The 26,282-nt window shown below is 68.9% G+C and carries 27 protein-coding genes and 2 pseudogenes; 21 read left to right on the top strand and 8 right to left on the bottom strand.

All coding sequences use genetic code 11. The features are described 5' to 3' along the window. Positions 1 to 100 precede the first annotated feature (100 nt). On the bottom strand, positions 101 to 1,711 hold the full coding sequence (gene fadD8, locus JDV09_RS25175; protein WP_221371873.1) for a fatty-acid--CoA ligase FadD8: 1,611 nt from the start codon (positions 1,709 to 1,711) through the stop codon (positions 101 to 103). A gap of 609 nt (positions 1,712 to 2,320) precedes the next feature. On the opposite strand from fadD8, the gene JDV09_RS25180 reads away from it, so the two are divergent. From JDV09_RS25180 to JDV09_RS25230, 10 genes and pseudogenes are all read left to right on the top strand, one after another. Further along, positions 2,321 to 3,190, top strand: a complete 870-nt coding sequence (locus JDV09_RS25180; protein WP_221371874.1) for an MlaE family ABC transporter permease — start codon at positions 2,321 to 2,323, stop codon at positions 3,188 to 3,190. A 47-nt stretch (positions 3,191 to 3,237) separates the two neighbouring features. Then, positions 3,238 to 4,050 (top strand): MlaE family ABC transporter permease, encoded by an 813-nt coding sequence (locus JDV09_RS25185; protein WP_221371897.1) that lies wholly within the window; start codon positions 3,238 to 3,240, stop codon positions 4,048 to 4,050. Then, positions 4,051 to 5,610, top strand: a complete 1,560-nt coding sequence (locus tag JDV09_RS25190; protein WP_221371875.1) for an MlaD family protein — start codon at positions 4,051 to 4,053, stop codon at positions 5,608 to 5,610. Next, entirely contained in the window at positions 5,607 to 6,662 is a 1,056-nt protein-coding gene (locus tag JDV09_RS25195; protein ID WP_221371876.1) for an MCE family protein, read from the top strand. The genes JDV09_RS25190 and JDV09_RS25195 overlap by 4 nt, the downstream gene beginning before the upstream one ends. Next, on the top strand, positions 6,655 to 7,692 hold the full coding sequence (locus JDV09_RS25200) for an MCE family protein (protein WP_221371877.1): 1,038 nt from the start codon (positions 6,655 to 6,657) through the stop codon (positions 7,690 to 7,692). The genes JDV09_RS25195 and JDV09_RS25200 overlap by 8 nt, the downstream gene beginning before the upstream one ends. Next, a complete protein-coding gene (locus JDV09_RS25205; RefSeq protein ID WP_221371878.1) occupies positions 7,689 to 8,807 on the top strand; it encodes an MCE family protein in 1,119 nt (372 codons plus the stop codon). Before JDV09_RS25200 ends, JDV09_RS25205 begins: the two co-directional genes overlap by 4 nt. After that, positions 8,807 to 10,077: pseudogene (locus JDV09_RS25210) on the top strand (MlaD family protein). The gene JDV09_RS25205 and the pseudogene JDV09_RS25210 overlap by 1 nt, the downstream one beginning before the upstream one ends. Next, complete coding sequence (locus JDV09_RS27040; protein WP_255606035.1) at positions 10,074 to 11,075, top strand: MlaD family protein; 1,002 nt, start codon at positions 10,074 to 10,076, stop codon at positions 11,073 to 11,075. The pseudogene JDV09_RS25210 and the gene JDV09_RS27040 overlap by 4 nt, the downstream one beginning before the upstream one ends. 11 nt (positions 11,076 to 11,086) lie before the next feature. Next, the gene (locus JDV09_RS25225) at positions 11,087 to 11,674 is read left to right on the top strand and encodes a TetR/AcrR family transcriptional regulator (RefSeq protein ID WP_221371879.1); all 588 of its coding nucleotides are present in this window, start codon (positions 11,087 to 11,089) and stop codon (positions 11,672 to 11,674) included. A 164-nt stretch (positions 11,675 to 11,838) separates the two neighbouring features. Next, entirely contained in the window at positions 11,839 to 13,416 is a 1,578-nt protein-coding gene (locus JDV09_RS25230; RefSeq protein ID WP_221371880.1) for a long-chain-fatty-acid--CoA ligase, read from the top strand. 115 nt (positions 13,417 to 13,531) lie between these two features. Here the strand turns inward: JDV09_RS25230 and JDV09_RS25235 are convergent, their stop codons facing one another. Further along, on the bottom strand, positions 13,532 to 13,846 hold the full coding sequence (locus JDV09_RS25235; RefSeq protein WP_221371881.1) for a PadR family transcriptional regulator: 315 nt from the start codon (positions 13,844 to 13,846) through the stop codon (positions 13,532 to 13,534). On the opposite strand from JDV09_RS25235, the gene JDV09_RS25240 reads away from it, so the two are divergent. Further along, complete coding sequence (locus JDV09_RS25240) at positions 13,845 to 14,039, top strand: hypothetical protein (protein ID WP_221371899.1); 195 nt, start codon at positions 13,845 to 13,847, stop codon at positions 14,037 to 14,039. The two genes, JDV09_RS25235 and JDV09_RS25240, sit on opposite strands and share 2 nt — an antisense overlap. 3 nt (positions 14,040 to 14,042) lie before the next feature. Here the strand turns inward: JDV09_RS25240 and JDV09_RS25245 are convergent, their stop codons facing one another. The 3 genes from JDV09_RS25245 to JDV09_RS25255 all read right to left on the bottom strand — a co-directional run bounded on the left by JDV09_RS25245 (position 14,043) and on the right by JDV09_RS25255 (position 15,314). Next, positions 14,043 to 14,663: an SOUL family heme-binding protein gene (locus JDV09_RS25245; RefSeq protein WP_308124240.1), complete on the bottom strand. Its 621-nt coding sequence runs from the start codon at positions 14,661 to 14,663 to the stop codon at positions 14,043 to 14,045. A 105-nt stretch (positions 14,664 to 14,768) separates the two neighbouring features. Continuing rightward, positions 14,769 to 15,065, bottom strand: a complete 297-nt coding sequence (locus JDV09_RS25250) for a type II toxin-antitoxin system RelE/ParE family toxin (protein ID WP_221371883.1) — start codon at positions 15,063 to 15,065, stop codon at positions 14,769 to 14,771. 3 nt (positions 15,066 to 15,068) lie between these two features. Then, on the bottom strand, positions 15,069 to 15,314 hold the full coding sequence (locus tag JDV09_RS25255; protein WP_221371884.1) for a type II toxin-antitoxin system ParD family antitoxin: 246 nt from the start codon (positions 15,312 to 15,314) through the stop codon (positions 15,069 to 15,071). A 45-nt stretch (positions 15,315 to 15,359) separates the two neighbouring features. Here JDV09_RS25255 and JDV09_RS25260 point away from each other — a divergent pair, with 45 nt between their 5' ends. From JDV09_RS25260 to JDV09_RS25290, 7 genes are all read left to right on the top strand, one after another. After that, positions 15,360 to 16,286 carry an aldehyde dehydrogenase family protein gene (locus JDV09_RS25260; protein WP_255606036.1) on the top strand — a complete coding sequence of 309 codons (927 nt, stop codon included), beginning with the start codon at positions 15,360 to 15,362 and terminating at the stop codon, positions 16,284 to 16,286. 254 nt (positions 16,287 to 16,540) lie between these two features. After that, on the top strand, positions 16,541 to 17,509 hold the full coding sequence (locus JDV09_RS25265) for an o-succinylbenzoate synthase (RefSeq protein WP_308124241.1): 969 nt from the start codon (positions 16,541 to 16,543) through the stop codon (positions 17,507 to 17,509). A 53-nt stretch (positions 17,510 to 17,562) separates the two neighbouring features. Further along, on the top strand, positions 17,563 to 18,528 hold the full coding sequence (locus tag JDV09_RS25270; RefSeq protein WP_221371887.1) for a GlxA family transcriptional regulator: 966 nt from the start codon (positions 17,563 to 17,565) through the stop codon (positions 18,526 to 18,528). A 12-nt stretch (positions 18,529 to 18,540) separates the two neighbouring features. Then, positions 18,541 to 19,278: a DJ-1/PfpI family protein gene (locus JDV09_RS25275; protein ID WP_221371888.1), complete on the top strand. Its 738-nt coding sequence runs from the start codon at positions 18,541 to 18,543 to the stop codon at positions 19,276 to 19,278. 103 nt (positions 19,279 to 19,381) lie between these two features. Continuing rightward, a complete protein-coding gene (locus tag JDV09_RS25280) occupies positions 19,382 to 20,164 on the top strand; it encodes an alpha/beta fold hydrolase (protein WP_221371889.1) in 783 nt (260 codons plus the stop codon). 2 nt (positions 20,165 to 20,166) lie between these two features. Continuing rightward, positions 20,167 to 21,840, top strand: coding sequence for a 2-succinyl-5-enolpyruvyl-6-hydroxy-3-cyclohexene-1-carboxylic-acid synthase (gene menD / locus JDV09_RS25285; RefSeq protein ID WP_221371890.1), 1,674 nt, complete (start codon positions 20,167 to 20,169; stop codon positions 21,838 to 21,840). 125 nt (positions 21,841 to 21,965) lie between these two features. Then, positions 21,966 to 22,472: a DUF3592 domain-containing protein gene (locus JDV09_RS25290; protein ID WP_221371898.1), complete on the top strand. Its 507-nt coding sequence runs from the start codon at positions 21,966 to 21,968 to the stop codon at positions 22,470 to 22,472. Here the strand turns inward: JDV09_RS25290 and JDV09_RS25295 are convergent. Beyond that, on the bottom strand, positions 22,433 to 23,128 hold the full coding sequence (locus tag JDV09_RS25295; RefSeq protein WP_221371891.1) for a DsbA family protein: 696 nt from the start codon (positions 23,126 to 23,128) through the stop codon (positions 22,433 to 22,435). The genes JDV09_RS25290 and JDV09_RS25295 overlap by 40 nt on opposite strands. A 124-nt stretch (positions 23,129 to 23,252) precedes the next feature. Here JDV09_RS25295 and JDV09_RS25300 point away from each other — a divergent pair, with 124 nt between their 5' ends. Beyond that, complete coding sequence (locus JDV09_RS25300; RefSeq protein ID WP_221371892.1) at positions 23,253 to 24,380, top strand: glycosyltransferase family 4 protein; 1,128 nt, start codon at positions 23,253 to 23,255, stop codon at positions 24,378 to 24,380. Between the two features lie 7 nt (positions 24,381 to 24,387). On the opposite strand, the gene JDV09_RS25305 is transcribed toward JDV09_RS25300, so the two are convergent. Next, entirely contained in the window at positions 24,388 to 24,570 is a 183-nt protein-coding gene (locus tag JDV09_RS25305) for a hypothetical protein (protein WP_221371893.1), read from the bottom strand. Positions 24,571 to 24,639: 69 nt separating this feature from the next. Here JDV09_RS25305 and JDV09_RS25310 point away from each other — a divergent pair, with 69 nt between their 5' ends. Next, entirely contained in the window at positions 24,640 to 25,053 is a 414-nt protein-coding gene (locus tag JDV09_RS25310) for a hypothetical protein (protein ID WP_221371894.1), read from the top strand. A 157-nt stretch (positions 25,054 to 25,210) separates the two neighbouring features. Here JDV09_RS25310 and JDV09_RS27570 read toward each other — a convergent pair. After that, a pseudogene (locus JDV09_RS27570) lies at positions 25,211 to 25,363 on the bottom strand (short-chain dehydrogenase/reductase); the annotation flags it as partial. 91 nt (positions 25,364 to 25,454) lie between these two features. Here JDV09_RS27570 and JDV09_RS25320 point away from each other — a divergent pair. Further along, complete coding sequence (locus tag JDV09_RS25320) at positions 25,455 to 26,141, top strand: demethylmenaquinone methyltransferase (protein ID WP_221371896.1); 687 nt, start codon at positions 25,455 to 25,457, stop codon at positions 26,139 to 26,141. The last annotated feature ends 141 nt before the right edge of the window (positions 26,142 to 26,282 follow it).

A 26,282-nucleotide genomic window follows, 5' to 3' on the forward strand; every position in this document is an offset into this window, starting at 1 on the left:
CACCACACCCACTACGACGAACACACCGCGTGGGCACACCGCACACCCCACGCCGCTTGACACTTACAGACTAGGGATGTCTCGCGGAAGAAGGTGCGCGTCAGCCGATCGAGCGGCCGGAGCCCTCCCAGAACTGCGCCCGGACCGCCTTCTTGTCCGGCTTGCCCAGCGCGGTCACCGGAACCGATTCGACGACGATCACCTGCTTGGGCGACTGCACCGGACCCTTGCGCTCCTTGACCGAGGTCTGGATCTCCGCGGTCATGGCCGCCACAGCCGCGGCGTCGTTCGCCGCGCCGGGCCGCAGCACCACCACGGCCGTCACCGCCTCGCCCCACTTCTCGTCGGGCGTGCCGATCACGCACACCTGCGCCACCGCGGGATGCTCGGCGACGACGTCCTCCACCTCGCGCGGGAACACGTTGAACCCGCCGGTGACGATCATGTCCTTGGTGCGGTCGACGATGTAGTAGAAGCCGTCGGAGTCCTCGCGGGCCAGATCGCCGGTGTGCATCCAGCCGTCGCGGAAAGTTTGCGCGGTGGCCTCGGGAAGGTTCCAGTAGCCGCCCGACAGCAGCGGACCGGACACGCAGATCTCGCCGACCTCGCCCTGCGGCACCGGATTGCCGTCCTCGCCGAGCAGCGCGACCCGCGCGAACAGCGTGGGGCGGCCGCACGACGTCAGCCGCTTCTCGTCGTGGTCGGTCTTGGCCAGGTACGTGATGACCATCGGTGCCTCGGACTGGCCGTAATACTGCGCGAAGATCGGCCCGAAGCGCCGGATCGCCTCCGCCAGGCGCACCGGGTTCATCGCCGAGGCCCCGTAGTACACCGTCTCCAGCGACGACAGGTCACGGGTGTGCGAGTCGGGGTGATCCATCAGCGCGTAGATCATCGACGGCACCAGCATGGTGGCGGTGATCTTCTGCTCCTCGATCACCCGCAGCACCTCGGCGGGGTCGAACTTCGTCAGCACGATCAGCTGGCCGCCCTTGACGATCACCGGGGTGAAGAACGCCGCGCCGGCATGTGAGAGCGGCGTGCACATCAGGAAGCGGGGGTGCTCCGGCCACTCCCACTCGGCGAGCTGGATCGTCGTCATCGTCGTGATCGACTGCGTGGTGCCGATGACGCCCTTCGGCTTGCCGGTGGTGCCACCGGTGTAGGTCAGCCCGCCGATGTGATCGGGCGGCAGGTTCGCGGCCGCCAGCTCACGGGGTGGGTACTTCGCCGCCTCGGCCGTCAGATCCACCGCCGCGACGTCGCCGTCGGCCAGTTCCCTGGGTACCGGGCCGATCGTCAGCACCTGTTTGAGTGACGGCACCTTCTGGATGAGGCCCAGCGCGCGCTCGACGAACATCGGGTTCGGGTCGATGATCAGCGAGGTCACCCCGGCGTCGGTCAGGACGTAGGCGTGGTCGTCAAGCGAACCCAGCGGGTGCAGCGCCGTGCGCCGGTAGCCCTGGGTCTGGCCGGCGCCGATGATCATCAGCACCTCCGGCCGGTTGAGCGACAGCAGGCCGACCGCCGCCCCGGTGCCCGCCCCCAGCGCTTCGAACGCCTGGATGTACTGGCTGATCCGGTCGGCGAGCTGCCCGCCGGTCAGCGTGGTGTCCCCGAGGAAGAGCACGGGACGGTCCTTGTGGCGCTTGAGCGCGCCCACCGTGAGGTGGCCGGAGTGTAGGGGATGGCGCAGCAGCTCGTCGCTCATGGGACCACACTAGAACGTGTTCCAATTCCAGTCAGCAAGGTCCGCGAAATGGCATTCCGGCAGGCACCTACTCGCACTCTCGCTGCCGGAATGCCATTTCGGCGGAGCGGAACCGGTTCGGGCGATCCGCGCCGCCACAATGGCGGTGGCACGACGGTGGCGAGTAGTTTCAGCGAACGGACGCGACGGCCGCGGACGGGCCGGAAGTTAATCGCCGTGGAGATCGTTGCCGGGATGTTCCACGGTGCCGCCCGCGCCACGGCGACGCGACCGGCGCAGCGGCGTCGGCGGTTGCGTGGCACGAACCGGGCGATGGCCCCATGTCCAGCTATATCCGCTGTTCATAACGGCTTGAGTTGGAAAAGAATTTACGCCCGCGAAGAACGAGTCGGTGGCATCTGGGTCGATCGGCATGGCGTCCGGATCGCGCCGGTGGCGGCGATCCGGCACGGCTATGTGAATGAGAATTCTACAATATGTTGACGGTCGAGACGCGCCGACGATACGGTGACGCCCAGCAATGGATGGGACTGGCGCGAAACAGCCCGTGCCGCATCTGGCAGCAGGGAGGGATCCGGTAGTGCCCCGCCGATCGTCGAGCGCGAGCGGATGACGTCGTCGTCCGATCAATCGTGGTTGGCCGACGACCGACGAGACGGTTTCGGCGCCATCGAAGACTGGGCCACCGGCTATACACGGCGTCATCCGCTCGCCTCGCTGGCCACGGTCGGCGAGCAGTTCGTCGTCGGTGTGCGCACCATCCAGTACCTCGTCATCGACCTGCTCACCGGTCGATTCCAGTGGCAGGAGTTCGTCCGGCAGGGCGCGTTCATGGCCGGTACCGCGGTGCTGCCCACCGTCCTGGTGGCGCTGCCGATCGGCGTCACGCTGTCCATCCAGTTCGCCTTGCTGGCCGGCCAGGTCGGCGCCACCTCACTGGCCGGTGCCGCCAGCGGCCTGGCCGTCATCCGTCAGGCCGCGTCGCTCACCGCGGCGATCCTGATGGCCGCGGCGGTCGGCTCGGCGATCACGGCGGACCTGGGCTCCCGCACCATGCGCGAAGAGACCGACGCCATGGAGGTGATGGGCGTGTCGGTGATCCGGCGGCTGGTGGTGCCCCGGTTCGCCGCCGCGATCATGGTCGGTATTGCGCTCACCGGCGTGGTCTGCTTCGTCGGCTTCCTCGCCAGCTATCTGTTCAACGTCTACTTCCAGAACGGCGCACCGGGCAGCTTCGTCGCCACCTTCGCCTCGTTCGCCACCACCGGCGACATGATCGTCGCGCTGGTCAAGGCGGTCATCTTCGGTGCCATCGTCGCCGTGGTGTCCTGCCAGAAGGGGCTTTCCACCAAGGGCGGCCCGACGGGGGTGGCCAACTCCGTCAACGCCGCGGTCGTCGAGTCGATCCTGGTGTTGATGATCGTCAATGTCGCGATCAGCCAGCTGTACATCCTGATGTTTCCGCGGGTGGGGCTCTAGCCGTGGCGGCATCGACTTTCTCCCCCGTGGTGTTGGCGCGAGCCCGGATGTTGGTCCGCCGCACCACCGCCCCGATCGTGCGGCTCGGCCACATCCTGGTCTTCTTCGGGCGGGCCCTCCTCGGCATCCCCGTCGCATTGCGGCAGTACCGCGGCGAGTTCGTCCGGCTGCTCTCCGACATCGCCTGGGGCAACGGCTCGCTGGTGGTGGGCGGCGGCACGGCCGGGGTGGCCGTGGTGCTGGGGATCACCGTCGGCGCGCTGGTCGGTATCGAGGGGTACAACTTCCTCGACCTGCTCGGCCTGGGCCCCGCGACGGGCATCATCTCCTCGCTGGTGAACACCCGCGAGCTCGCGCCGATCGCCGCGTCGCTGGCGTTCGCCACCCAGGCCGGCTGCCGGTTCACCGCACAGCTGGGTTCGATGCGCATCGCCGAGGAGGTCGACGCACTGGATTCCCTTGGCATCAGGCCGATTCCGTACCTGGTCACCACGCGGTTGCTGGCCTCGGTGGTTGCGGCGGTCCCGCTCTACGTGGCCTGCCTGGCGGTCAGCTATCTGACCACCCAGCTCGTCGTCCTGGTCATCTCGGGTGGCTCCATGGGTTCCTACATGCACTACTTCACCCTGATGCTGTCCGGCCAGGACATCCTGTACTCGGTGCTCAAGACCGTCGTGTTCGTCTGGATCGCCTCGACGGTGCAGTGCTACTACGGTTTCTACGCCAGTGGCGGCCCGGTGGGTGTGGGGGTCGCCGCCGGCCACGCGATGAGGGCGAGCATCACCGTGGTGATCATGGTCAACATGCTGCTCACGATGGCGCTGTGGTCGGTCGACGCCGGAGCCCGGTTCGGGGGCTAGATGGCGAATTCCTTTGAGCTGGAAGGGCGCGGCCCCTCTGACCGGCAGCTGCTGTTGTTTGGTGTCGGGGTCGTCGTGGTGGTGGCGATGATCACCGCGGCGCTGCTGATCAAGTCGACCGGGCGGATGGAGCCCTACGTGCGCGTGGTGGCCGCGCTGGTCAACGTCGGCGACGGGTTGCCGCAGCGATCCGACGTCAAGTACCACGGCGTGCTGGTGGGCTCCGTGAACAGCGTCACCCCGGCGTCGCACGGCGATCCCAACTTCGTGCACATCAACCTCGATCCCGAGTACGCCCCGTCGATCCCGGCCGGGGTGACCGCACGCGTGGTGCCCAGCAACGTCTTTGCGGTGTCTTCGGTGCAGCTCGTCGACCAGGGACCGGGACCGGCGATCCAGCCGGGCGCGGTGATCGCCGAGGACACCGAACTTCCGACAGTGCTTTTCCAGACCACGATCAGCAAGCTGCGCGACATCCTGGCCGCCACCGGCCGTGGCCGGGAGGACAAGACGATCGGCGTGCTGGCCGCGGTGAACGCCGCCACCGAGGACCGCCGCACGGAGCTGCTGACCTCCGGCGCCCAGCTCAACCGGCTCATCGACGAGCTCGACCGCATCGTCGCCACCGATCCCGGGCCCACCACGTTGTCGGCGCTCGTCGACGCCACCACGGGGCTGCAGCAGACCGCGCCCGAACTCGTCGATGCCCTGCACCAGGCGGTGCAGCCCATGCAGACCCTGGTGGAGCAGGACGCTCAGCTGACCGCGCTGGTCAACGGTGGGATCAACACGATGGGCACCACCTACACCTCGTTGAGCAACCACTCCGACCAGCTGGTCAAGATCACCTCGGAGCTCACTCCCGTGATCGGCAACCTCGCCGACACGTCGCACCATTGGGTGCCCGGGTTCGTCAAACTGAACGGGTTGTCGGACAGGTACTTCGAGCATGTGTGGATCGCCGACAAGGACGTCGCGAACATGCGGGTCAACCTGTCGTTCACGCCGACGTACACCTACACCCGGGCGGACTGTCCGCAGTACGGCGGCCTGAAGGGGCCGAGCTGCTACACCGCCCCGCTGGTGCCGACCCGCCCCGAGCTGCCCGACGTGCTGCTGCCGCAGAACTACCAGCCGCCGCCGGACCTGGCGCCTCCGACGGGCACCGAGATAGGCCCGAACGGAAACCTGGTCGCGGTCGGCCCGCCGCTGATCAACCCCGACCCCAGCCTCGCCGACCCCAATCCGCCACTGCCACCGTGGATGAGCCCCTCACCGCCGGTGCCTGGCACTGCAAACCCTGCCCTGGCGCCGGTGGTGCCGCCGCCGCTACCGCTGTCGCCGCCGGCCCCGGTGGCGCCGTCGCCGGGTGACGCGCCGCCGCTGCCCGCCGAGGCTGCCCCGGCCTCCTTCGGAGGCAACGTCGGACCCGTCGGCAGCCGACAGGAGCGCCGGCAGCTCAGCGTCATCACCGGGCGGCCCACGACGGTCGCCACCCAGCTGCTGCTCGGGCCGCTGGCACGCGGGACGACCGTCAAGTTGAGCGAGGAACCACGATGAGATACCGCGCAGCACTTGTCGGCCTGTCGCTGTTCATGGTCGTCGCGGTCACGTTGACCTGGCTGGTGTACGTCACGCTGCGCCGCGACGTCGCGGGTCCGACGGTGCCGTACGCGGCGATGTTCACCGATGTGTTCGGCCTGCGCGAAGGTGACGACGTCCGGATGGCAGGGGTCCGCGTCGGCCGGGTCGAGAAGATCGAGCTGCAGGGCAATGTGGCCAAGGTGTCGTTCGTGGTGCAGAGCGATCAGCAGGTGCTCGGTACCACGGTGGCGTCGGTGACCTACCAGAACATCGTCGGGCAGCGCTATCTCGTTCTGTCGCTGGGCAATATCGGCGATCCCGGCCCGCTGGCGGAAGGCAGCGTCATCCCGTTGGAGCAGTCCGACCCGTCGTTCGACGTGACCGCCCTGCTCAACGGCTACGAACCGCTGTTCAGCTTGCTGAATCCGGTCGATGCCGACAATCTGACCAAGGGCGTGGTCCAGTCGCTGCAGGGCGACGAGTCGGCGCTGGCGTCTCTGATCAGCCAGACATCGCAGTTCAGTGAGGCTTTCGCCGGGCGCGACCAGGAACTCGGCACGGTCATCACCGACCTGAACACCGTGATGGCCAACCTGGCCCGGCACAACGACAACCTCGACCAGGTCCTCACCCAGGCGCGGTCCGCGGTGTCCACCTTCGATGCCCAGCGCACCCAACTGGTCGATGCGACCGGCTCGACCGCACGCGTGGTGCGCCAGCTGTCGACCATCACCGACGAGATCTATCCGTCGCTGAACGAACTGGTCACCCGGCAGCCGGGATTCGCCCAGCACATGGTCGAGATCGAGCCGCAGCTTGCGTTCGCCGGGGCGAATCTGCCGTTGCTGCTCAAGGGTTTTGCCCGGGTCACCAACGAGGGCGCCTACGCCAACGCCTATGCGTGCGACCTGAACGCCACCGGGTTCTTCCCGGGGCTCAACGACGTCGTGCCGATCGTGGTCGCCGCCGCCACCCCGGGCAACGCCGCGTCGTACACCCCGAAGTGCAGGAACATGGCCAATGGCTGATCAGCAAAAGCGGCGCCGCCGCACCCTCGAGAGCCTCAACACGGTATGGCTCGGTGTCGTCGCGGTCGCCGTGGTGACGGTGTTGGTCGGGGCGCTGCTGCTGGTGAAGGCCGCCGACGTCGGCCACCGGAAATACACCGCCCAGTTCCTGCAGGCCGCCGCCCTCCAGACCGGAAATCCCTTGACCGTGGCCGGGATTCCGATCGGTGAGGTGACCGGCATGAAGCTCGCCGGCGACCATGTCGAAGCCGAGTTCACGGTGCGCAACGACGTCGATCTAGGCACGGATTCACGCGCGGTCATCAGGATCAACACCATTCTGGGTGGGCGCTACCTGGCTCTGGAGCCGGCCGGGTCCGGCGAGCTGCCTAACCGCAGCTTCGACCTCACCCACACCGACGTCCCGTACGACCTGCAGGAGGCCCTCGGCGACGTCACCAACACCTACGAGCAGGTCGACTCCGACAAGTTCGCCCAGACCCTGGGCATCCTGGGGCAGGAGCTCAACGGGGTGCCCGAGCTGCTGCCGCAGGCACTGGCGAACACCCACACCCTCGCCACCATCATCGCCGACCGCCGCGATCAGCTCGGCGCACTGCTGGAGACCACCGAATTGGTCAGCACCACGCTGCGCCGCCAGCAGTCCAACATCGCCAGCCTGGTCCGGCAGGGCAACGACCTGGTCGGCGAGTTCGTGTTGCGCCGGGCCTCCTTTCGGGCCTTGATGGACGCGATCACCAATCTGGTCGGCACACTGGGGGACATCGTCATCGATGACCGTCCAGAGCTGGAGAAGTTGCTGGTCAATGTCCGGGAGCTCTCGGATCTGCTGGCCCAGCACGACGACCTGGTGCGCAGCATCCTGCAGTCCGGACCGATCGCGCTGCGGGGACTGGCCAACGCCACCGGCATGGGCAACGCGGTCGAGTTCAACGCCGCCAACGGGTTGTTGGTGGATTCCTGGATGTGTGCGATCAGCGGGCGGGCCAGGCAGTTCGGGATGATCCAGTACTTCAAGGACTGCAAATGAGGTTGACCAATGGGCGTCTGATCGCGCTGGGTGCGGTGGGCCTGGTGGTGGCCGTGGTGGCGGCGCTGGTCGGCTCGTCCTACCTGAGGGACCGGTACGACACCATCGCGGTGACGGCGCAGTTCGACAGTGCCGCGGGACTCTACGAGGGCAACACAGTTGCGGTGCTGGGGATGCCGGTCGGCAAGGTCACCAAGATCGTGCCCAAGGGTGGCTATGTCGAAGTCGAGTTCACCGTCGACCGCGACGTCCAGGTCCCCGCCGACGCGCAGGCGGTGACGATCAACAACTCGATCCTGACCGACCGCCAGATCGAGCTGACCCCGCCCTACCGCGGCGGGCCGACCCTGCAGAACCACGACACCATCGGGCTGAACCGGACCAGGACCCCGGTGGAGTTCGCGCGCGTGCTCGACATGCTCGACAAGCTGACGACGTCGCTGCGCGGCGACGGGCAAGGCCAGGGGCCGCTGCGCGATGTCGTGGACGCCAGTGCGGCGGTCGCCGACGGCAACGGCCAGAAGATGAAGGATGCGCTCGGCGAACTGTCCGATGCGTTGCGGCTCAGCGCCGATCGCGGCGAGGTCACCCGCGACCAGCTGACCACCATCATCCGCAACATCAGCAGCCTCTTCGAGGCGGCCGCCGACAACGATGCCACGCTGCGCGAATTCGGTTCCACCATAAGGCAGTTCAGTCAGGTCGTCGCGGACGAGAACCTCGGGACCGGAACCACGGGCAAGAAGCTCAACGAGGTGATCGCGCAGGTGGGTGAGGTGCTCGAGGCCCATCGCGACGACATCAAGCGGATCGTCGCCAACGGTGACACGGCCACCACCACGGCGGTGGAGCATCAGCGCGACGTCATGGAGTTCCTCGACCTCGCCCCGATGACGCTGGACAACATCTACAACGTCGTCGACCAGACCAACGGGGCGCTGCGGGTGCACGTCCTGACCGACAAGGTTCTGTTCGACACCCAGACGCTCAAAGAGGTGTGCAACATGATGGGGCTGCGGCAACTCGGTTGCAGCACGGGAACACTGCAGGACTTCGGACCCGACTACGGCCTCAGCTATGTGTTGGACGGCCTGGCCGCGATGGGACAGAAATGATGCGCGCCCGGATCAGATCGTTGACGGCGGTCGCCTTGACGATGTGCGTGACGGTGTCCGGTTGTGCGACAGAGGGACTGGCCAGCCTGCCGCTGCCCGCACCTGGCGACACCGGCGAGGGCTACACCCTGACGGCGGTGTTCGCCAATGCGCTGAACCTGCCGGACATGGCCAAGGTGAAGCTGGCCGGCGCCGATGTCGGCCAGATGGAGTCGATGGTGGCACGCAACTACACCGCCGTCACCACGCTGCGCATCAGGGACGGTGTCCAACTGCCGCAGGGCAGCACCGCCGAGTTGCGGTCGGCCACCCCGCTGGGCGACGTGTTCGTCTCGATCAGGCCGCCGGCCTCGGTGCCGCCCGGGACCCACTGCTCCAGGACGGCGACACCATCGGCCTGGAGTCCACGACGGCGGCCGCGACCGTGGAGTCGGTGCTGAGCTCGGCGGCGATCCTGGTCAACGGCGGCGCGGTGCGCAACTTCACCAACATCGTCAACGGTCTGGGCAAGGCGACCGGCGACCAGGAGCAGGCGTTCGGTGACCTGATCCGTAAGACCAATCACACGCTGGGCAGACTGAATTCGCGCTCCGACCAGATCTCCACGGCGCTGACCGAGACCTCGCGACTGGTGGGCCAGCCGGAGGCGAAGAACGACGAGTTGGCCGCGGTGATGGATGCCGCGGGCCCCGCCACCGATACGCTGGCGGCGCACACCGATCAGATCGCCGATCTGGTCATCCAGGTCGGCGACACCGCCGAGCAGCTCAGGAAGTTCCCGTCGATCGCCGGCACCGACACCAGTGGGCGCAGCATCGTCATGGACGCCAACACCATCGCGGGCGCCTGGAACGACGTGGTGCTCACCCCGGACGCGGACCTCTATGCGCTCAACAGGTTGATGCCGCCGTTCGTCAAGTCCATGACCAGCAATGCGCTGGCGGTGCGGGCCAGTATCGACCGGCTGGTGCTCGGCTCGATCCCGGACATCGGGTTCGCCGGGGATCAGGGCCTGCACGGGCCGAAGCGCTACAACTGGCATCAGCTGGTCGGCTCGTTGCAGTTCACGCTGTACCGACTGCAGGAGCGAATCGTGGGCAAGGGTCCTGCCGTGCCGCAGCTGCCCGTCATTCCGGACTCTGACCAGCCCGGTCTGCTGATGCCCGCTCCCGGGGCGCCCGCCCCCGGCCCGGCCCCGGGTGGACCCGCCCCAGAGCCGGCCGCTCCGGCGCCGGCCCCCGCAGAACTCCCCGCAGAGGCGCCCAGATGATCAACGCCGGCGCCAACCTGATCGTCTCCGCCGTCCGGGCGGGCCATCGCCGCAAGGGGTGGCTGTCCGCGGCCGCGCTGGTGATGACCCTGATCGTCGCGACCGGGTACCTGCTCGTGGGGGCGCTGCGGGTCAACCCGTTCGCGTCGAGCTACCGGGTGACCGTCCAGCTGCCGGAATCGGCTGGGCTGCTGCCGAATCAGGATGTGACGCTGCGCGGCGTGCGGATCGGGCGGGTGGACAGACTGGACATCACCCCGACGGGCGTCGAAGCCGTGGTGACCATGAACTCGGAGGTGCCGGTTCCGGTTTCCAGCGCGGTGCGGGTGTCCGGGTTGTCAGCGGCCGGTGAGCAGTACATCGACTTCCAGGCCGACAGCGACGCCGGTCCGTATCTGAGCGACGGGGCCGTCATCGCACAGGACCGCACCACGGTCCCGGTCAGCCTCGCGCAGTTGCTCGCCGACGCCGACGGTGCGCGCGAGGTCTGCTACCAGCAGTTGCTCGAGTCGTTCCGGGCGCTCGAGCTGCCGGCCAAGAGCGCCGCGCTGCCGGCCGGCTACGACGAGGCCGTCCGGTACTACGACGCGATGGTGCGCGACGAACTTTCCGCCAACCCGTTCCTGCGCCGGGTGACCCGGGATCTGACCCGGCTGCCACTGCCGACCCTGCTGCTGCCGCCCCCGCTGCGCAAGCTGCTGACGCCGTCCTGGCTGGTGGTGCGCCCGCTGGCGGGGCGCGTCGTGCTGGTGTGCTCGTTCGGCATCCTGCACCCGGGGGTGCGTGAACTCACCGGGTTCCGTTGGCGGGCCCGTCACGACCGGGAGTTCGCGCTCTACACCCGGCTGTTGCAGCTGGCCTGGCGTACCTTGCCCGACCGGGTGCTGCTGATCCCGTTGGCCCGCAACCGCCTCGAGTACGAGAAGCTGGTTCGGCTGCATCGTTCGGTTGGGCTCGAATCGTTCGCGCCACCCGCCGGCCGCTGCCCCGCGGGCTGATCGTGGCGAGCGTGCGACGTCCCCGCAACACCGGCAGCCGCAGCGAGCAGGAGTCTGCCATCCTGAAGGCGGCCGCCGAGGAGGTAGCGCTGGTCGGGGTGGGCCGGCTGAGCATGGACGTGGTCGCCCGCCAGGCCGGCGTCAGCCGCAGCACCCTGTACCGCCGGTTCCCCAGCCGCGACGCACTGCTCGCCGGGCTGGGGCGGCAGACGTTCGACTTCGCGATGTCGCGGCTGCAGACGGTCGCGATCGACGAGGGGCCCCAGGCCGCCGCGGTGGCGACGTTCCGCGAGGGGGTGCGCCTGCTGAGCGCGGAGCAGGTGATGCGTCGCTTCCTGCAGCTCGACGGCGATTTCACCGCGACCGCCGAGATGTTCGACGAAGCGCGCCAGTTCCTGGTCAGTGCATCGACGGTGCTGGCCAAGGCGCTGCGCGCGGCGGGCGCGACGATGCCCGACGACGCGCTGCTCGCGGTCGCCGAGATGTACATCCGGTTGGCCGTGTCCCTGGTGCAGATCGGCACCGCGTTGGTCGATGTCACCGACGACGACGCGGTGTCCCGCTATGCCCGGGATTTCCTCGCACCGCTGGTGCACTGACTGAGAATATAAATTCACATGATACGTTGTCGATGTGAGAAAAAACCATCTTGAAGTCGTCATTTCTCTCCCGTTGCGGAGATTCAGAGTCGAAATTGGTGCTCACATGTGTGCGATTGTGCGAAACCGGACAGCGGCGACCGCCGACGTGGGACGCTTCTGACATGTCCGAGCTGCCAGAACCCCGCTTCCTCGACGAACGAACCGCCCACTGGGCCGCCGCCACCCCAGATGCCGAGGCGATGGACTACTTCGACCGCAACTGGACCTGGGCGCAGTGGAACGACCGCGTCCGCAGACTTGCCGGCGCGCTCAAGGAGCGCGGCGTCAAACGCGGCGACGTCGTGTCGTTTCTCGACAAGAACCATCCCGCCTGTGTCGAGCTGACCCTGGCCGCGGCCTCGCTGGGCGCCGCGACCGCCATCATCAACTTCCGGCTGGCCGCCGACGAACTCGATTACGTCCTCAACGACTCCGATGCCAAACTGCTCATCGTCGGTGCCGAGTTCGTGCCGTTGATCGACAAGATCCGCGACGATCTGGTCAACATCGAGCACATCATCACCGTCACCCCGGAGGGCGGCGACGACGACGAGTACGAGGCGATGCTGGCGGCGGCGACCCCGGTGGACCGCGGCGAGGACGTCGAGCCCGACGACGTGTGCATCATCATGTACTCGTCGGGCACGACCGGACGCCCCAAGGGTGTCGAGCTGACCCAGGCCAACCTCATCGCCCACACGATCAACGCCCACGAGGGCTTCGAGTTCGACGAGGGCGACAAGAACATGGTGTCGATGCCGCTGTTCCACGTCGGCGGCTCGTCGTATGTGCAGTTCGGCATCCACGACGGGGTGCCCAGCGTGATGACCCGCGACGTGGACGGCGCAGCGCTGGCCGGGGCGATCCTCAAGGGCGCCAACCGCACGTTCCTGGTCCCCGCGGTGCTGGCCAAGGTGCTGGAGTCCGGTCCGGACGCGGTGAAGCTGTTCAGCGCGTTGAAGACCTACGGCTACGGCGCCTCGCCGATGCCGCTGCCGCTGCTGCGTGAGGCGCTGAAGGCCTGGCCGAACACCGACTTCGTGCAGGCCTACGGCCTGACCGAGCTGTGCGGCGTGATCAGCCATCTGCTGCCCGAGGCGCACCGCGCGACCGACCATCCCGAGCGGCTGACCAGTGCGGGCACGCTGGTGCCCAACGCCGAGGTACGGGTCGTCGATCCCGATACCCTGGAGGACGTCCCGGCCGGTGAGCAGGGCGAATTGTGGTTCCGTTCACCGCAGTTGATGAAGGGCTACCACAACCGTCCTGACGCCACCGCGGAGGCGATCACGCCGGACGGGTGGTTCCGCACCGGTGACATCGGCCGGGTGGACGACGGCGGCTTCATCTTCGTCGAGGACCGGCTCAAGGACATGATCATCTCCGGCGGCGAGAACATCTACTCCATCGAGGTGGAGCGGGTGCTCGCCGAGCACGAGGCGGTGGTCGAGGTCGCGGTGATCGGGGTGCCCGACGAGAAGTGGGGTGAGGTGGTCAAGGCGGTCGTGGTGGTCGAGTCCGCCGTGGGCGACGTCACGGAGGCCGACCTGATCGCGTTCGCCCGCGAGCGGCTGGCCGCCTACAAGTGCCCCAAGACCGTCGACATCACCGACGAACTGCCCCGCAACCCCACCGGCAAGATCATGAAGAAGGATCTGCGCAAACCGCACTGGGAGGGCCGCGACCGCGCCACGGTCTAAGGGGCCGGCGCCTCCACGGGCATCGCCTGCGTGTGCTCGGCCCGGACGTGTCGTGGCGTGCTCGTCAACCTCGCCTGCAGGTCGTCGACCGAAGCCTGATCGCCAGCCTGATCGCCTAGGAACAGCCGCAGGAAGGCCTCGACCTCGATGACCGGCGCGCCGGCTCGCCGGCCCATTCCTCGAGGACGGCAAGGCCTTCCGGGGTGATGTTGTACCGGGTCCGCGGCCTTTTCGTGTCTTCGACCGACTCCATTTGCGCATGCCCGCGGGCCATCAGGCGTTTGAGCTCGGCGTAGAGATGGGCCTCCGACCGGGGCCAGAAGTAGTGGGCACCCCTGCGGATCTGGGCCACCAGCTGGTACGCGGTCCACGGGCGCAGCGCGAGCAGGCCGAGCAGTGCGAAGGACGTCGACGTCGGCCTCGAAACCATGCCTTGGCGTTACTCCAATGAACGCCCCGCCGACCGGCCGGACGCCGTCCCGAGGGCGCCCGCGTCGACGATGCTGCGGTTGCTGCTGCAGCGCATCGGCCCCATCGCGGCGACCCGGCAGGGATTGCTGATCACCGGCGGCCGTCGACCGTGGAAAGCGCTGAAGGTGCAGTCCTACTTCGAATCGGCGTGATCCTCAGATCGCGACGACGACCTCGTTGCGACGGGCGAACGGCAGTGTCCACGGCGGATCGTAAAACCAGGCCATCGGTTCGCCGGTGGCCTGGATGCCGTTGTCGTGCAGGATATCCAGGAGCTCTGCGGTGCGTTCGGCGACGGCGTTGGGGCCGCGGTCGCCGGTGAACCGCAGCACCGCGACGGTCTCCGCCGGTACCGCGACCAATTGCACGGTGTCGTCGTCGGGGGTGGGCAGGGTCGTCATCGACCACGATGACGGCATGAAGAACCGCACGGTCCAGCCCTGCTCGTCGTCGCCGGTCTGCGCGACCGGGGCCGTCATCGCGATCTCGTCGCCGGCCGAGTGCTGGCCCACCGGCGCGGTCATCGCGATCTCGGCCCGGCGGTGGTTGGCGCCGAAGATGTAGGACGCCAGCCGGCGGAACCCGGTGTTGAGCGCCTTCTGTTTGTCGCCGGCGACGGTGGTCTGCGCGGCGATCCGGGGGCCGTAGCGGCGGATCTCCACCGCACCGGACAGGGCTCGACGAATGTAGCGCGGCTCCTCGACGGCGCGGATGCCGACGGTCGCGAGTGCGGATCCGCCGACCTGACCCGCGACCTTGGTGACGGTGTCGAACACGAGATCTCCTTTGTTTCCTGCTGGCTCACCGGGTATTCGGCGCAGATGCCCGCACGGATGGGTCGCAACGGCGCGGCGCCCGTATCCATGTCTGACGGGCATTGGTCAGTCGAGGTGCCGGTCGACATCCATCCGATTGTGGAGTACGCGCACAACGTCGATCACGTCGTTGCTCGCGCCCCGGTAGTACAGCGTGTGCGATCCGACCGCATGCCTTCGGTAACCCTCGCACACCTCATCGCACGGCCGCCCGATCAGCGGACTTGCCACCACCCGTTCGATCGCTCGCTGGATCTCACGCAGGTACATCTCGGCCTGATCATCGCCCCAACGCTCGCAGGTGTAGTCCCAGATATCCCCCAGGTCGGCCTGCGCGGCAGGCGACAGCACATACGCGCTCACCGCCTACGCGGTCTCCTCAGCCCGCTTTCGCGATATGAACTCATCGAAGTCGAACGGCGTCGAGGCGCCACTGCGTTCACCGGCGATCAGGGACTGGCGAAGAGCCCGCAAGCGCGTCTCGCGATCCTCGAGTAGTCGCAGAGCGGTGCGCACGACGTCGCTGGCCGACCGATAGCGGCCCGACGCGACTTCCTCCTCGATGAACGCGCTGTAGTGCTCGTCGAGGCTGAACGACGTGTTCTTACCCACCCGGCGAAGCGTACCAACAATTGGTATCTCGTTGCCTACTTCCGGATGCGTGCAGCTGTCGGCCTCCCGAGGACCGCCGACGACTCTGTCCAAAGGACCTGCCCCGAAGGTCAGCTCGCGGCGCCAAGGCTAGGAAGGATGTTGCCGGGCTTGGGCGGCAAGAACCCCGTCGTCGTCGGGCGCGACGCCGACATCGCCACCGCCGCCAGTCGCACCGCACGCGCCCGCCTGTGGAACGGCGGCCAGACGTGTCTGTGCCCCGACCTGGTTTTCGTCCCCGCCGAGGGTTGCGACGATTTCGTCGTGGCGCTCGAACAGCAGTTCCGTCGTTCGTTCCCCACGATTCTGGACAATCCCGAACACTGCACGATCGTCAACGACAAGAACTACCAACGGATCCTCGGCCTGGTCGACGATGCCCGGGCCAACGGCGCCACCGTCATCGAGGCCACACCAACGGGCGAGGACCTGCCCTCTGCGGCCCAGCGCCGAATCGCCCCGACGATCCTTCGCGATGTCACCGACGATATGGCGGTGATGCGCCAGGAAGTGTTCGGCCCGGTGCTCAGCGTGCTGCCGTACCAACACCTCGACGAGGTCATCGGCTATCTCAATGCTCGTCCGTCCCCACTCGCGTCGTACTGGTTCGGTGCCGATTCCCCGGACTTCCGCCGCTACTGTGCCCATACCCGCAATGGCGGTATCACCCGCAACGACTTCGTCGTGCACGCCGCGATCGACGGTGCACCGTTCGGCGGGGTGGGAAACAGCGGCATGGGCGCCTATACCGGAAAAGCGGGTTTTGACACCTTCAGCCACTACCGCACCATCGCCGAATCACGGCTGCGCGGTTCGCTCATGGGGTTGACCGTGCCCCCGGTGTCGCCCCGGGTGGGCGCCGCCGTCGACTGGGTGGCACGTAGACAGGCCGCCCGGCTCCGCAAGCGCATCGACCGCTTCGCCGCCGGTTAGCGGCCCCAACCTGGATTCTCATCCGGCCTGCGGACTCGCCGTCGGCCACCGACTCACATGAGGATCCGCCGCGCAGACGAGAACCCGCTCGGACCGCGGCCTGTCGGTTCGTCCTAAGGTGCGAAGGTCGGCAGAAGTCCCACTCGAAGAGACGACGAGAGACCATGAGCTGCGATGGGTGTTGAGATCGTCGCCGACGGGCTGTCGGTGTGCCGCTCCTACCGTACCGCTGGAGCCGCGGGGAAGGGCGCGAGGTGACCGCGCCCGCGGTCGAACTGACCGACGTGTTGGACCGGCTGCACGTCGTCGCGCTGCCGATGCGGGTGCGGTTCCGCGGCATCACGACCCGTGAGGTCGCCCTGATCGAGGGTCCCGCCGGGTGGGGCGAGTTCGGCGCCTTCGTCGAGTACGGCCCCCCCGAGGCCGCGCACTGGCTGGCTGCCGGCGTCGCGGCCGCCTACCGGCCCGCGCCGCCGGTGCGCCGGGCGCGGATCCCGATCAACGCGACGGTGCCGGCCGTGGCCGCCTGGCAGGTGCCCGACGTGCTCGCCCGATTTCCCGGCGCGCGGACCGCCAAGGTGAAGGTCGCCGAACCCGGCCAGACGCTGGCCGACGACGTGGCGCGGGTTAACGCGGTGCGGGCCGCGGTGCCGACGGTGCGGGTGGACGCCAACGGCGGATGGAGCGTGGACGAGGCCGTCACCGCCGCGCGGGCGCTGACCGCCGACGGCCCGCTGGAGTACGTCGAGCAGCCCTGTGCGACGGTGCCCGAGCTGGCCGAGGTTCGTCGTCGCGTCGACGTGCCGGTCGCCGCCGACGAGAGCATCCGCAAGGCCGACGACCCGCTGTACGTGGTGCGCTCGCGGGCCGCCGACATCGCGGTGCTCAAGGTGGCACCGCTGGGCGGGGTGGCGGCGATGCTCGACATCGCCGCACAGATCGACACCCCCGTGGTGGTGTCCAGCGCGCTGGATTCCGCGGTGGGCATCGGCGCGGGGCTGATCGCCGCCGGCTGCCTGCCCGAGCTGCGGCACGCCTGCGGGCTGGGCACCGGCGGCCTGTTCGTCGAGGACGTCGCCGAGCCCGTCGTGCCCGTCGACGGATACCTGCCCGCGGCGGCGATCACACCCGACCCGGCCCGTATCGCGGCGCTGGCCGCCCCGCCGCAGCGCCGGCAGTGGTGGATCGAGCGGGTCCGGACCTGCTGGCCGGCCATGTCCTGATCTGTGGGACCCATGGCCTAGACGCCATCACGCCCGTCGCTGACACTGAAGACATGTTGCGCACCGTGCTCGTCGTCGGGTTCCCCGGCGTGCAGGCGCTCGACATGGTGGGCCCGTTCGAGGTGTTCACCGGGGCCTCGATGTACGCCGCGGCGCGCAACCCCGCCGACGGATATCACGTACGCGTCGTCTCGGTCGACGGTGCGCCGGTGGGCACCGGGACCGGGCTGACGCTGGCCGCAGAACCGCTGCCCGACCCCGCCGAACCGGTGGACACCGTGGTGCTGCCGGGCGGGCCGGGCACCGCCGCCGCCCGCCGGGACCCCGCGCTCGTCGACTGGATCGCCGCGGTCACCCCGAATGCGCGCCGGGTGGTCAGCGTGTGCACCGGCGCGCTGCTTGCCGCGCAGGCCGGCCTGCTCGACGGCTGCGTGGCCACCACCCACTGGGCCTACGCCGCCCGGATGGCCGACGACTTCCCGGCCGTCATCGTCGATCCCGACCCGATCTTCGTGCGCAGTTCGCAGAAGGTGTGGACCGCCGCGGGCGTGACCGCCGGCATCGACCTGACGCTGTCGCTCGTCGAAGACGATCACGGCCACGAGGCGGCACAGACGGTCGCCCGCCATCTGGTGATGTACCTGCGCCGCCCGGGCGGACAGACCCAGTTCGCCGCGCCGGTGTGGATGCCGCGCGCCCGGCGCGCCCCGGTCCGCGATGTCCAGCAGGCGATCGAAGCCGAACCCGGTGCCGCACACAGCATCTCCGATCTCGCTCGGCGGGCGTCGATGAGCCCGCGGCATTTCACCCGGGTGTTCACCCACCAGGTGGGTGAGGCGCCCGGCGCCTATGTCGAGCGGGTGCGCACCGAAGCGGCCCGCCGCCAGCTCGAGGAGACCGACGACACCGTCACGGCGATCGCGGCGCGCTGCGGATTCGGTTCCGCGGAGACGTTGCGTCGCAACTTCGTTCGTCGCCTCGGCATCTCACCCGACCAGTACCGCAAGACATTCGCCTGACAGGAGGCCGCCATGCAGGTCGCGATCGTGCTCTACCCCGGTTTCACCGCCCTGGACTTCATCGGGCCTTACGAGAGCCTGCGCTGGTTGCCGGGTGCCCAGGTCCGGTTCGTCTGGCACGAGCCGGGGCCGATCGCCGCGGACTCGGGCGTGCTGCTCGTCGGCGCCACCCACTCGTTCGACGAAACCCCTTCCCCGGACGTCATCCTCATCCCGGGCGGGTTCTCGACCATCGAGCACGCCCGGGACCAGAAGGTGCTCGACTGGGTGCGCCGTGCGCACCAGAGCTCGACGTGGACGGCCTCGGTGTGCTCCGGATCGGTGATCCTGGCCGCCGCCGGCCTACTGGAGGGCAGGCGGGCCACGTCGCACTGGGCCGCGCTTCCGGTCCTGCGAACCTTCGGGGCCACGCCCGTCGCCGACGAGCGGATCGTGGCTGCCGACGACAAGACCGTCACCTGTGCGGGGGTCTCCGCCGGAATCGACCTCGGTCTGTGGCTGGCGGGCCGCATCGGCGGCGAGGACAAGGCCAGGGCGATCCAGCTGTCCATGGAGTACGACCCGCAGCCGCCGTTCGACTCCGGGCACTGGTCCAAGGCGTCGGCCGCGACCAGGGCGACCGCCACCGCGATGATGGGCAAGGAGATGGTCAAACCCGCCGCGCTGACCGCCTCGGCGGGCCTGCTCTGGGACGCCGCACTGCGTTCCGTGCGCTCCCGGCGTGCCCGCCGCCGCTCAGCCGCCAGCTGAGCGGCCAGCTGAGCTGGCGCCGAAATGGCATTCCGGCAGGGCTCTTCTCGACTTTTCGCTGCCGGAATGCCATTTCGGCGGGGGGTTGAGTAGCGTCTGCGGCGTGAATCTGGCGTACGACGATCGCGGCTCGGGGGAGCCGGTGCTGTTCATCGCGGGGCGTGGCGGGGCGGGGCGGACCTGGCACCTGCATCAGGTACCGGTCTTCACCCGGGCCGGCTACCGCTGTGTGACGTTCGACAACCGCGGCGTGGGCGCAACCGAGAACGCCGAGGGGTTCACCACCGAGACGATGGTCGGCGACACCGCCGAGCTGATCGAACAGCTGGACCTGGCCCCGGTGCGCATCGTCGCGGTGTCGATGGGTTCCTACATCGCCCAGGAACTGATGCTGGCCCGTCCCGATCTGGTCCACTCGGCGGTGCTGATGGCCACCCGCGCCCGCCATGACCGCACCCGCGAGTTCTTCGGGTCCGGCGAGCTGGCGCTGGCCAGGTCCGGCATTCAACTGCCCGTCGAGTTCGAGGCGAAAGTGCGTCTGCTGGAAAGTTTTTCGCCGACAACCCTGAACGACGACAACGCGGTGCGGGACTGGATCGACATGTTCACGATGTGGCCGCAGAAGCCCACGCCGGGGATGCGCACGCAACTGTCCATCGCGCCGCAGCGCAGCCGGCTGGCCGCCTATCAGAACATCACCACCCCCGCACTGGTCATCGGCTTCGCCGACGATCTGGTGCTGCCCTCCTACCTGGGGCGCGAGGTGGCCAACGCCCTGCCCAACGGGCGGTTCCTGGAGGTGCGCGGGGCCGGCCACCTCGGCTTCATCGAGAAGCCGCAGGTGGTCAACACGGCGATGCTCAATTTCTTCGCCGATAGTCTGTAGTGGTGAACCCCTCGACGGCGCAGGCCCGGGTGGTCGTCGACGAGCTGATCCGCGGCGGCGTCCGCGACGTCGTTTTGTGTCCGGGATCGCGGAACGCCCCGTTGGCGTTCGCGCTGCAGGACGCCGACCGGGCGGGTCGGCTGCGGCTGCATGTGCGGATCGACGAGCGGACCGCCGGATTTCTGGCGATCGGGCTGGCGGTGGCCGAGCGTGCACCGGTGTGTGTCGCGATGACGTCGGGCACCGCGGTGGCCAACCTCGGGCCAGCGGTGGTGGAGGCCAACTACGCGCGCGTCCCGTTGATCGTCTTGTCGGCCAACCGGCCCTACGAGCTGCTGGGGACCGGTGCCAACCAGACCTTCGAGCAGCTGGGCTATTTCGGCACCCAGGTGCGTGCCAACATCAGCCTGGGGTTGGCCCCCGACGCACAGGCCGGCGCGGTCGACCTGGCCGCGCTGAACGCGCAGTGGCGCTCGGCGACCTGTCGTGTGCTGGTCGCCGCCACGGGCGCCCGGTCGGCCAACGCCGGGCCGGTGCAGTTCGACATCCCGTTGCGTGAGCCGTTGGTGCCCGACGCGGAGGACACCACGGCGCCGGGCCGCTCGTACGTGCCGCTGGGCCGCGCCGACGGGCGGCCGTGGACGTTCACGCCGCCGGTGTCGTTCGATCAGCCGCTGGACATCGACCTGACCCCCGACACTGTCGTCATCGCCGGGCACGGCGCGGGTCTACACCCGAATCTGGCGAACCTGCCGACGGTGGCCGAGCCGACCGCGCCGCACGTGCCGAACCCGCTGCACCCGTTCGCGTTGCCGTTGTTGCACCCCAAGCAGGTCATCATGCTGGGCCGGCCCACCCTGCACCGGCCGGTGTCGGCGTTGCTGGCCGACCCGTCGGTACCGGTGTTCGCGCTGACCACGGGTCCGCGCTGGCCCGACGTCTCGGGCAATTCCCAGGCCACCGGCACCCGCGCGGTCACTTCGGGGAAGCCGTCGCAGGACTGGCTGCGCCGCTGCGCGGAGGCCAACCGGCACGCCGTGGACGCGGTCCGCGCACAGCTGGCCGCGCATCCGTTGACGACCGGCCTGCACGTCGCCGCGGCGGTGGCCGACGCGGTGCGCCCGGGTGACCAGCTGGTGCTCGGCGCGTCCAACCCGGTCCGCGACATCGCGCTGGTCGGGCTGAACACCCCTGGCGTCCAGGTACGGTCCAACCGTGGGGTGGCCGGGATCGACGGCACGGTGTCGACCGCGATCGGCGCGGCACTGGCGTTCGAACGGCTGGCGCGCGACGGCGGCGGCCCGGGTCGCACGATCGCGCTGATCGGCGACCTGACGTTCGTGCACGACAGCTCGGGTCTGCTGATCGGTCCGACCGAGCCGACGCCGCGCGACCTGACCATCGTGGTGTCCAACGACAACGGCGGGGGCATCTTCGAGCTGCTCGAGCAGGGTGACCCGCGGTTCTCCGACGTGTCCTCGCGCATCTTCGGCACGCCGCACGACGTCGACGTCGGCGCGTTGTGCCGGGCCTACCACGTGGAGAGCGGTCAGATCGAGGTGGGCGAGCTGGGCGGGGTGCTCGGCGAGCGGCACGACGGCATGCGCGTGCTGGAGGTGAAGGCCGACAGGTCGTCGCTGCGGGCGTTGCACGCGTCGATCAAGGCTGCCCTGTGAGCGAAGCGAACGATCGGGCGGCTGTGAGCGAAGCGAACGATCGGGCGGCTGTGAGCGAGACTTCGCCGCTGCGCCGGGTGCAAGCCGACGTCGTCCGTTGGCTGTGGGTGGCGTGGCGGGCGTTCATGCCGCACCTCTACGGCGAGCCCGGCGAGACGCGGGCCGGGCGGATCCTGCGCCGCATCCGGATCGGCATCGTGGTCGCCGCATGCCTGGTCACGCTGCAGTCGGTGTTGCTGGTGCTCGGTGCGTGGCGCAACGACCGCCAGATCGAGCGGCACCTCGGGGTGGCCGAGGCCACCGTGCTCGATGCCGGGCCGCGCCGCTCGACGATCGAGTTCGTCACGCCGGACCGGGTGACCTACCGCCCCGAGTTGGGCGTGCTGTACCCGTCTGAACTGGACAACGGCATGCGCATCTACGTCGAGTACGACACCAACAACCCGGATCTGGTCCGGGTGCGTGACCGTAACGCCGCACTGGCGATCATCCCGGCGGGTTCGATCGCGGTGGTCGGCTGGCTGGTCGCGGGTGTCGCGCTCGTCATCACCACGTTGGTGGAGCGGCGGATCGACCGTCGCCGGCCTGACATTCAGGACGCGACGAGCTTGTCGAGCCAGTTGTCGTCGTAGATGTCGATCTTGTCGTCGCCCTCGAGGTCGTAGACGGTCGGTGTGCCGGTCTGTGTCGGGTCGATGTCGTAGAGCGAGGCGAAGTTCGCATCGTCCATGTCGACGACGTCGACCGCCTGACCGCCGTCGATGACGGCGTCGACGGTGGGCTCGGGCAGACCTGCCGCCTCGGCCATGCTCTGCAGCTCATCGCTGGTGAACGCGGGCCCGCCCGGATCCTGGTTGGCCCACAGCTCTTCGACGAAACGCTGGAACTGTGTCCCGGACGCCCCGGTCCCCGAGACCGGCGGCTCGGCGGCCAGGAACATCGCATTCGCCACCGTCGCCGAATAGCCCTCGTCGCCGCCGCTGATATCGAGGAAAGTCAACGGACGGTAGGTGACCTGGAGCAGGCCGATGTCGATGTAATGGGCCAGTTGGTCACCGAAGTCGTGCTGCAGATCGGCGCAGTGTGTGCACTGCGGTTCGGTGAAGATCTCGATTCTGGCGGGGGCGTCGTCGAAGCCGGCGACGATGCCGTAGCCGTCGTCGGCAACGGCCAGCGGCGCGGCGGCCGGGTCGGGTTGCGCCACGCCGGTCACCTGCCTGGAGCAGCTGACGAGGGCGAGCAGCACCCCGACTGCGGCGACGAGCAGCGTCGTCCTGGATGTCCGCATGTGCTGAGCGTAGTCGCCGGGGTCCTGGCTGCGCGCCTGTCGAACGCGCCGGGGTAGTGCGCAATTCGTGTGACATACCCCTGTCGGCAACCTCGGGGACAGCTGACGATGCCACCGTCGGGGTGTGCGCGTTGCGATCGTCGCCGAATCGTTCCTCCCGAATGTCAACGGTGTCACCAACTCGGTGCTTCGGGTGATCGAGCATCTGCGCCGCACCGGTCATGAAGTCCTGGTGATCGCTCCGGACACGCCGCGCGGCGAGCCGCCCGCCGACAGGGTCCACGACGGGGTCCGGGTGCATCGGGTGCCGTCGCGGATGTTCCCGAAGGTGACGTCGTTGCCGCTGGGGGTGCCGCGGCCGCGGATGGTGGGTGTGCTGCGTGGCTTCGAACCCGACATCGTGCACCTGGCCTCACCCGCCCTGCTGGGGTGGGGCGGTGTGCACGCGGCGCGCTATCTGGGGATCCCCACGGTGGCGGTGTTCCAGACCGATGTGGCCGGTTTTGCCGAGAGCTACGGCATCGGCATGATGTCGCGCGCGGCGTGGGCGTGGATGCGCCGCCTGCACAGCAAGGCCGACCGCACCCTGGCGCCGTCCACGTCGGCCATGGAAAATCTTGCTGCGCACGGTATTCCGCGGGTGCGCAAGTGGGGCCGGGGGGTGGACCTGACCGGGTTCGCGCCGTCGGCGCGCGATGAGGCACTGCGCCGCAGTTGGTCGCCGGCGGACCGCCCGGTCGTCGGTTTCGTCGGCCGGCTGGCCCCGGAGAAGCATGTCGAGCGGCTGGCCCGGCTGGCGGTGCGCGACGACCTGCAGGTGGTCGTCGTCGGGGACGGCATCGACCGCTCCAAACTCGAAGAGCTGATGCCGTCGGCGGTGTTCACCGGCGCGCTCTACGGCGACGACCTGACCGCGGCCTACGCGAGCATGGACGTGTTCGTCCATCCCGGCGAGCACGAGACGTTCTGCCAGGCGGTGCAGGAGGCGATGGCCTCGGGTCTGCCGGTGGTCGCTCCCGACGCCGGTGGCCCGCGCGATCTGGTGACGCCGATGCACACCGGTCTGCTGCTGCCCGTCGCGGAGTTCGAGGAGAAGCTGATCCCCGCCGTCGATCATCTGCTGGCCGAGCGGCAGCGCTATTCGGGCGCGGCGCGGCGCAGCGTGCTGGGCCGCACCTGGCCCGCGGTGTGTGACGAGCTGATCGGGCACTACGAAGAGGTGCTCGGAACCCGGGGCGTGCGGGTCGCGTGAGCGGCCGTCACTCGTAGTCGCGGAACGTCATCGCGAAGCCGACGCCGCCGCCGACGACGGCGCCGATGTAGATCAGCACCGCTACCCAGGTGGTGTGGACGGACGCCGCCAGCCACACGGACAGAAAAGCGGCCGCCATCAGGCAGGCCCCGTAGAACGGGGTGCGCTGGGGGTGCTCGCCGCGTGCCATGTCCACCTCCTCGGATGGTTGGTTACCCCGTGCTTGCACGCCGGCAACCGGGTTGGGTATGACGGAGATGTGGGCACTCGACTGCGGCTTGGCGTGACGGCCGGGTTGCTGGTCGCCGTGCTGTGCGGTGCGGGTTGTGCCTCCGAGGAGCCGGCGCCGGCCGCGCCGACTTCGCAGAGCCCGGCGCCGGGGGCGGGCACGTCCACCGCGCGCGCCCTGGTCGACGCGCTGGCCCGCGACGGGCAGCCGGTGCTGGACCCGGTCGACACCACCGCGGTGGACTGCAAGGACGCCGGGTGTGCGCAGGCCATCACCACCGACCGGTTCCGGGTGCTGTCGTTCCCTTCCACCGGCGCGGCCCAGCGGTACGCCGCCGACCACGGGATGCGCCAGATCGGGATCCTGGCGGTGGATTTCTCGCCCGCGGTGCCCGACACCGAGCGCGACGAGATCTGGACGGAGATCACCAGGCTGGTGCGCTGAGGGGTCAACCCTGGGCCTGCACCGCGACGGGTTGCCACGTCTCCCAGTTGGTCAGCCGGCCCCGGTTGTCGGCCACCGAGGCCCGTGGGTCGCCGGGTCGGGCGGTGCGCGAGGCGTGCCACTGCTCGGATTGCGCGTGGGCCTCGGCGTAGTCGGGCAGTGCGGCCGCGTACTCGGCTGCCAGGTCGTCGAGCGTGGACGGGTCGCGGGCGGTGGCGGCGACCTTGTCGCCCCGCTCGAGCGCGGCGATGGCCCATTCGCGCCCGAATCCGCGCGACGTGCCGGTGATGAACCAGACTTTTGCACTCATGCCTGGGTCAATGAGCCGCGCCGCCGCGGGCATTCCCGGTGGGGCGATTGCACAGCGAACTGTCAGGCCGACTGCTGATACGTTCGGCTGCGTGAACCGGGCGTCGCTGGAGAAGGATCCGCACGAGGTCGCGTCGATGTTCGACGGTGTCGCCAGACGCTACGACCTGACCAACACGGTGCTCTCGCTCGGCCAGGACCGGTTCTGGCGGCGCGCCACGTGCGCGGCGCTGCGGATCGGGCCGGGTGACAAGGTGCTGGATCTGGCGGCGGGCACGGCGGTGTCGACCGTGGAGCTGGCCGGCTCCGGCGCGTGGTGTGTGGCCGCGGACTTCTCGGTCGGCATGCTGGCCGCGGGGGCGGGGCGCGACGTGCCGAAGGTGGCCGGCGATGCCACCCGGTTGCCGTTCGCCGACGGCGTGTTCGACGCTGTGACGATCAGCTTCGGTTTGCGCAATGTGGTCGACCACGCGGCGGGACTGCGCGAGATGGCGCGGGTGACCCGACCGGGAGGCCGGCTGGTGGTGTGCGAGTTCTCGACGCCGACCAATGCGTTGTTCGCCACGGTCTACAAGGAGTACCTGATGCAGGCGTTGCCGCGGATGGCGCGGGCGGTGTCGTCGAACCCGGAGGCCTACGTGTATCTGGCCGAGTCGATTCGGGCCTGGCCCGATCAGGCCGATCTGGCCCGGCGCATCGCGCAGGCCGGCTGGACCGACGTGCACTGGCGCAACCTGTCCGGCGGCATCGTCGCCCTGCACGCCGCCACCAAACCCTGACTTCGGCGAGACATCCCTAGTCTGTAAGTGTCAAGCGGCGTGGGGTGTGCGGTGTGCCCACGCGGTGTGTTCGTCGTAGTGGGTGTGGTGGCGTAGGCAGCCGTGGAGGATGCCGACGAAGCGGTTGCCTAGTGCGCGTAG

Origin of the sequence: Mycolicibacterium xanthum (assembly GCF_019710635.1) — a bacterium.
Taxonomy (GTDB): Bacteria; Actinomycetota; Actinomycetes; order Mycobacteriales; family Mycobacteriaceae; genus Mycobacterium; species Mycobacterium xanthum.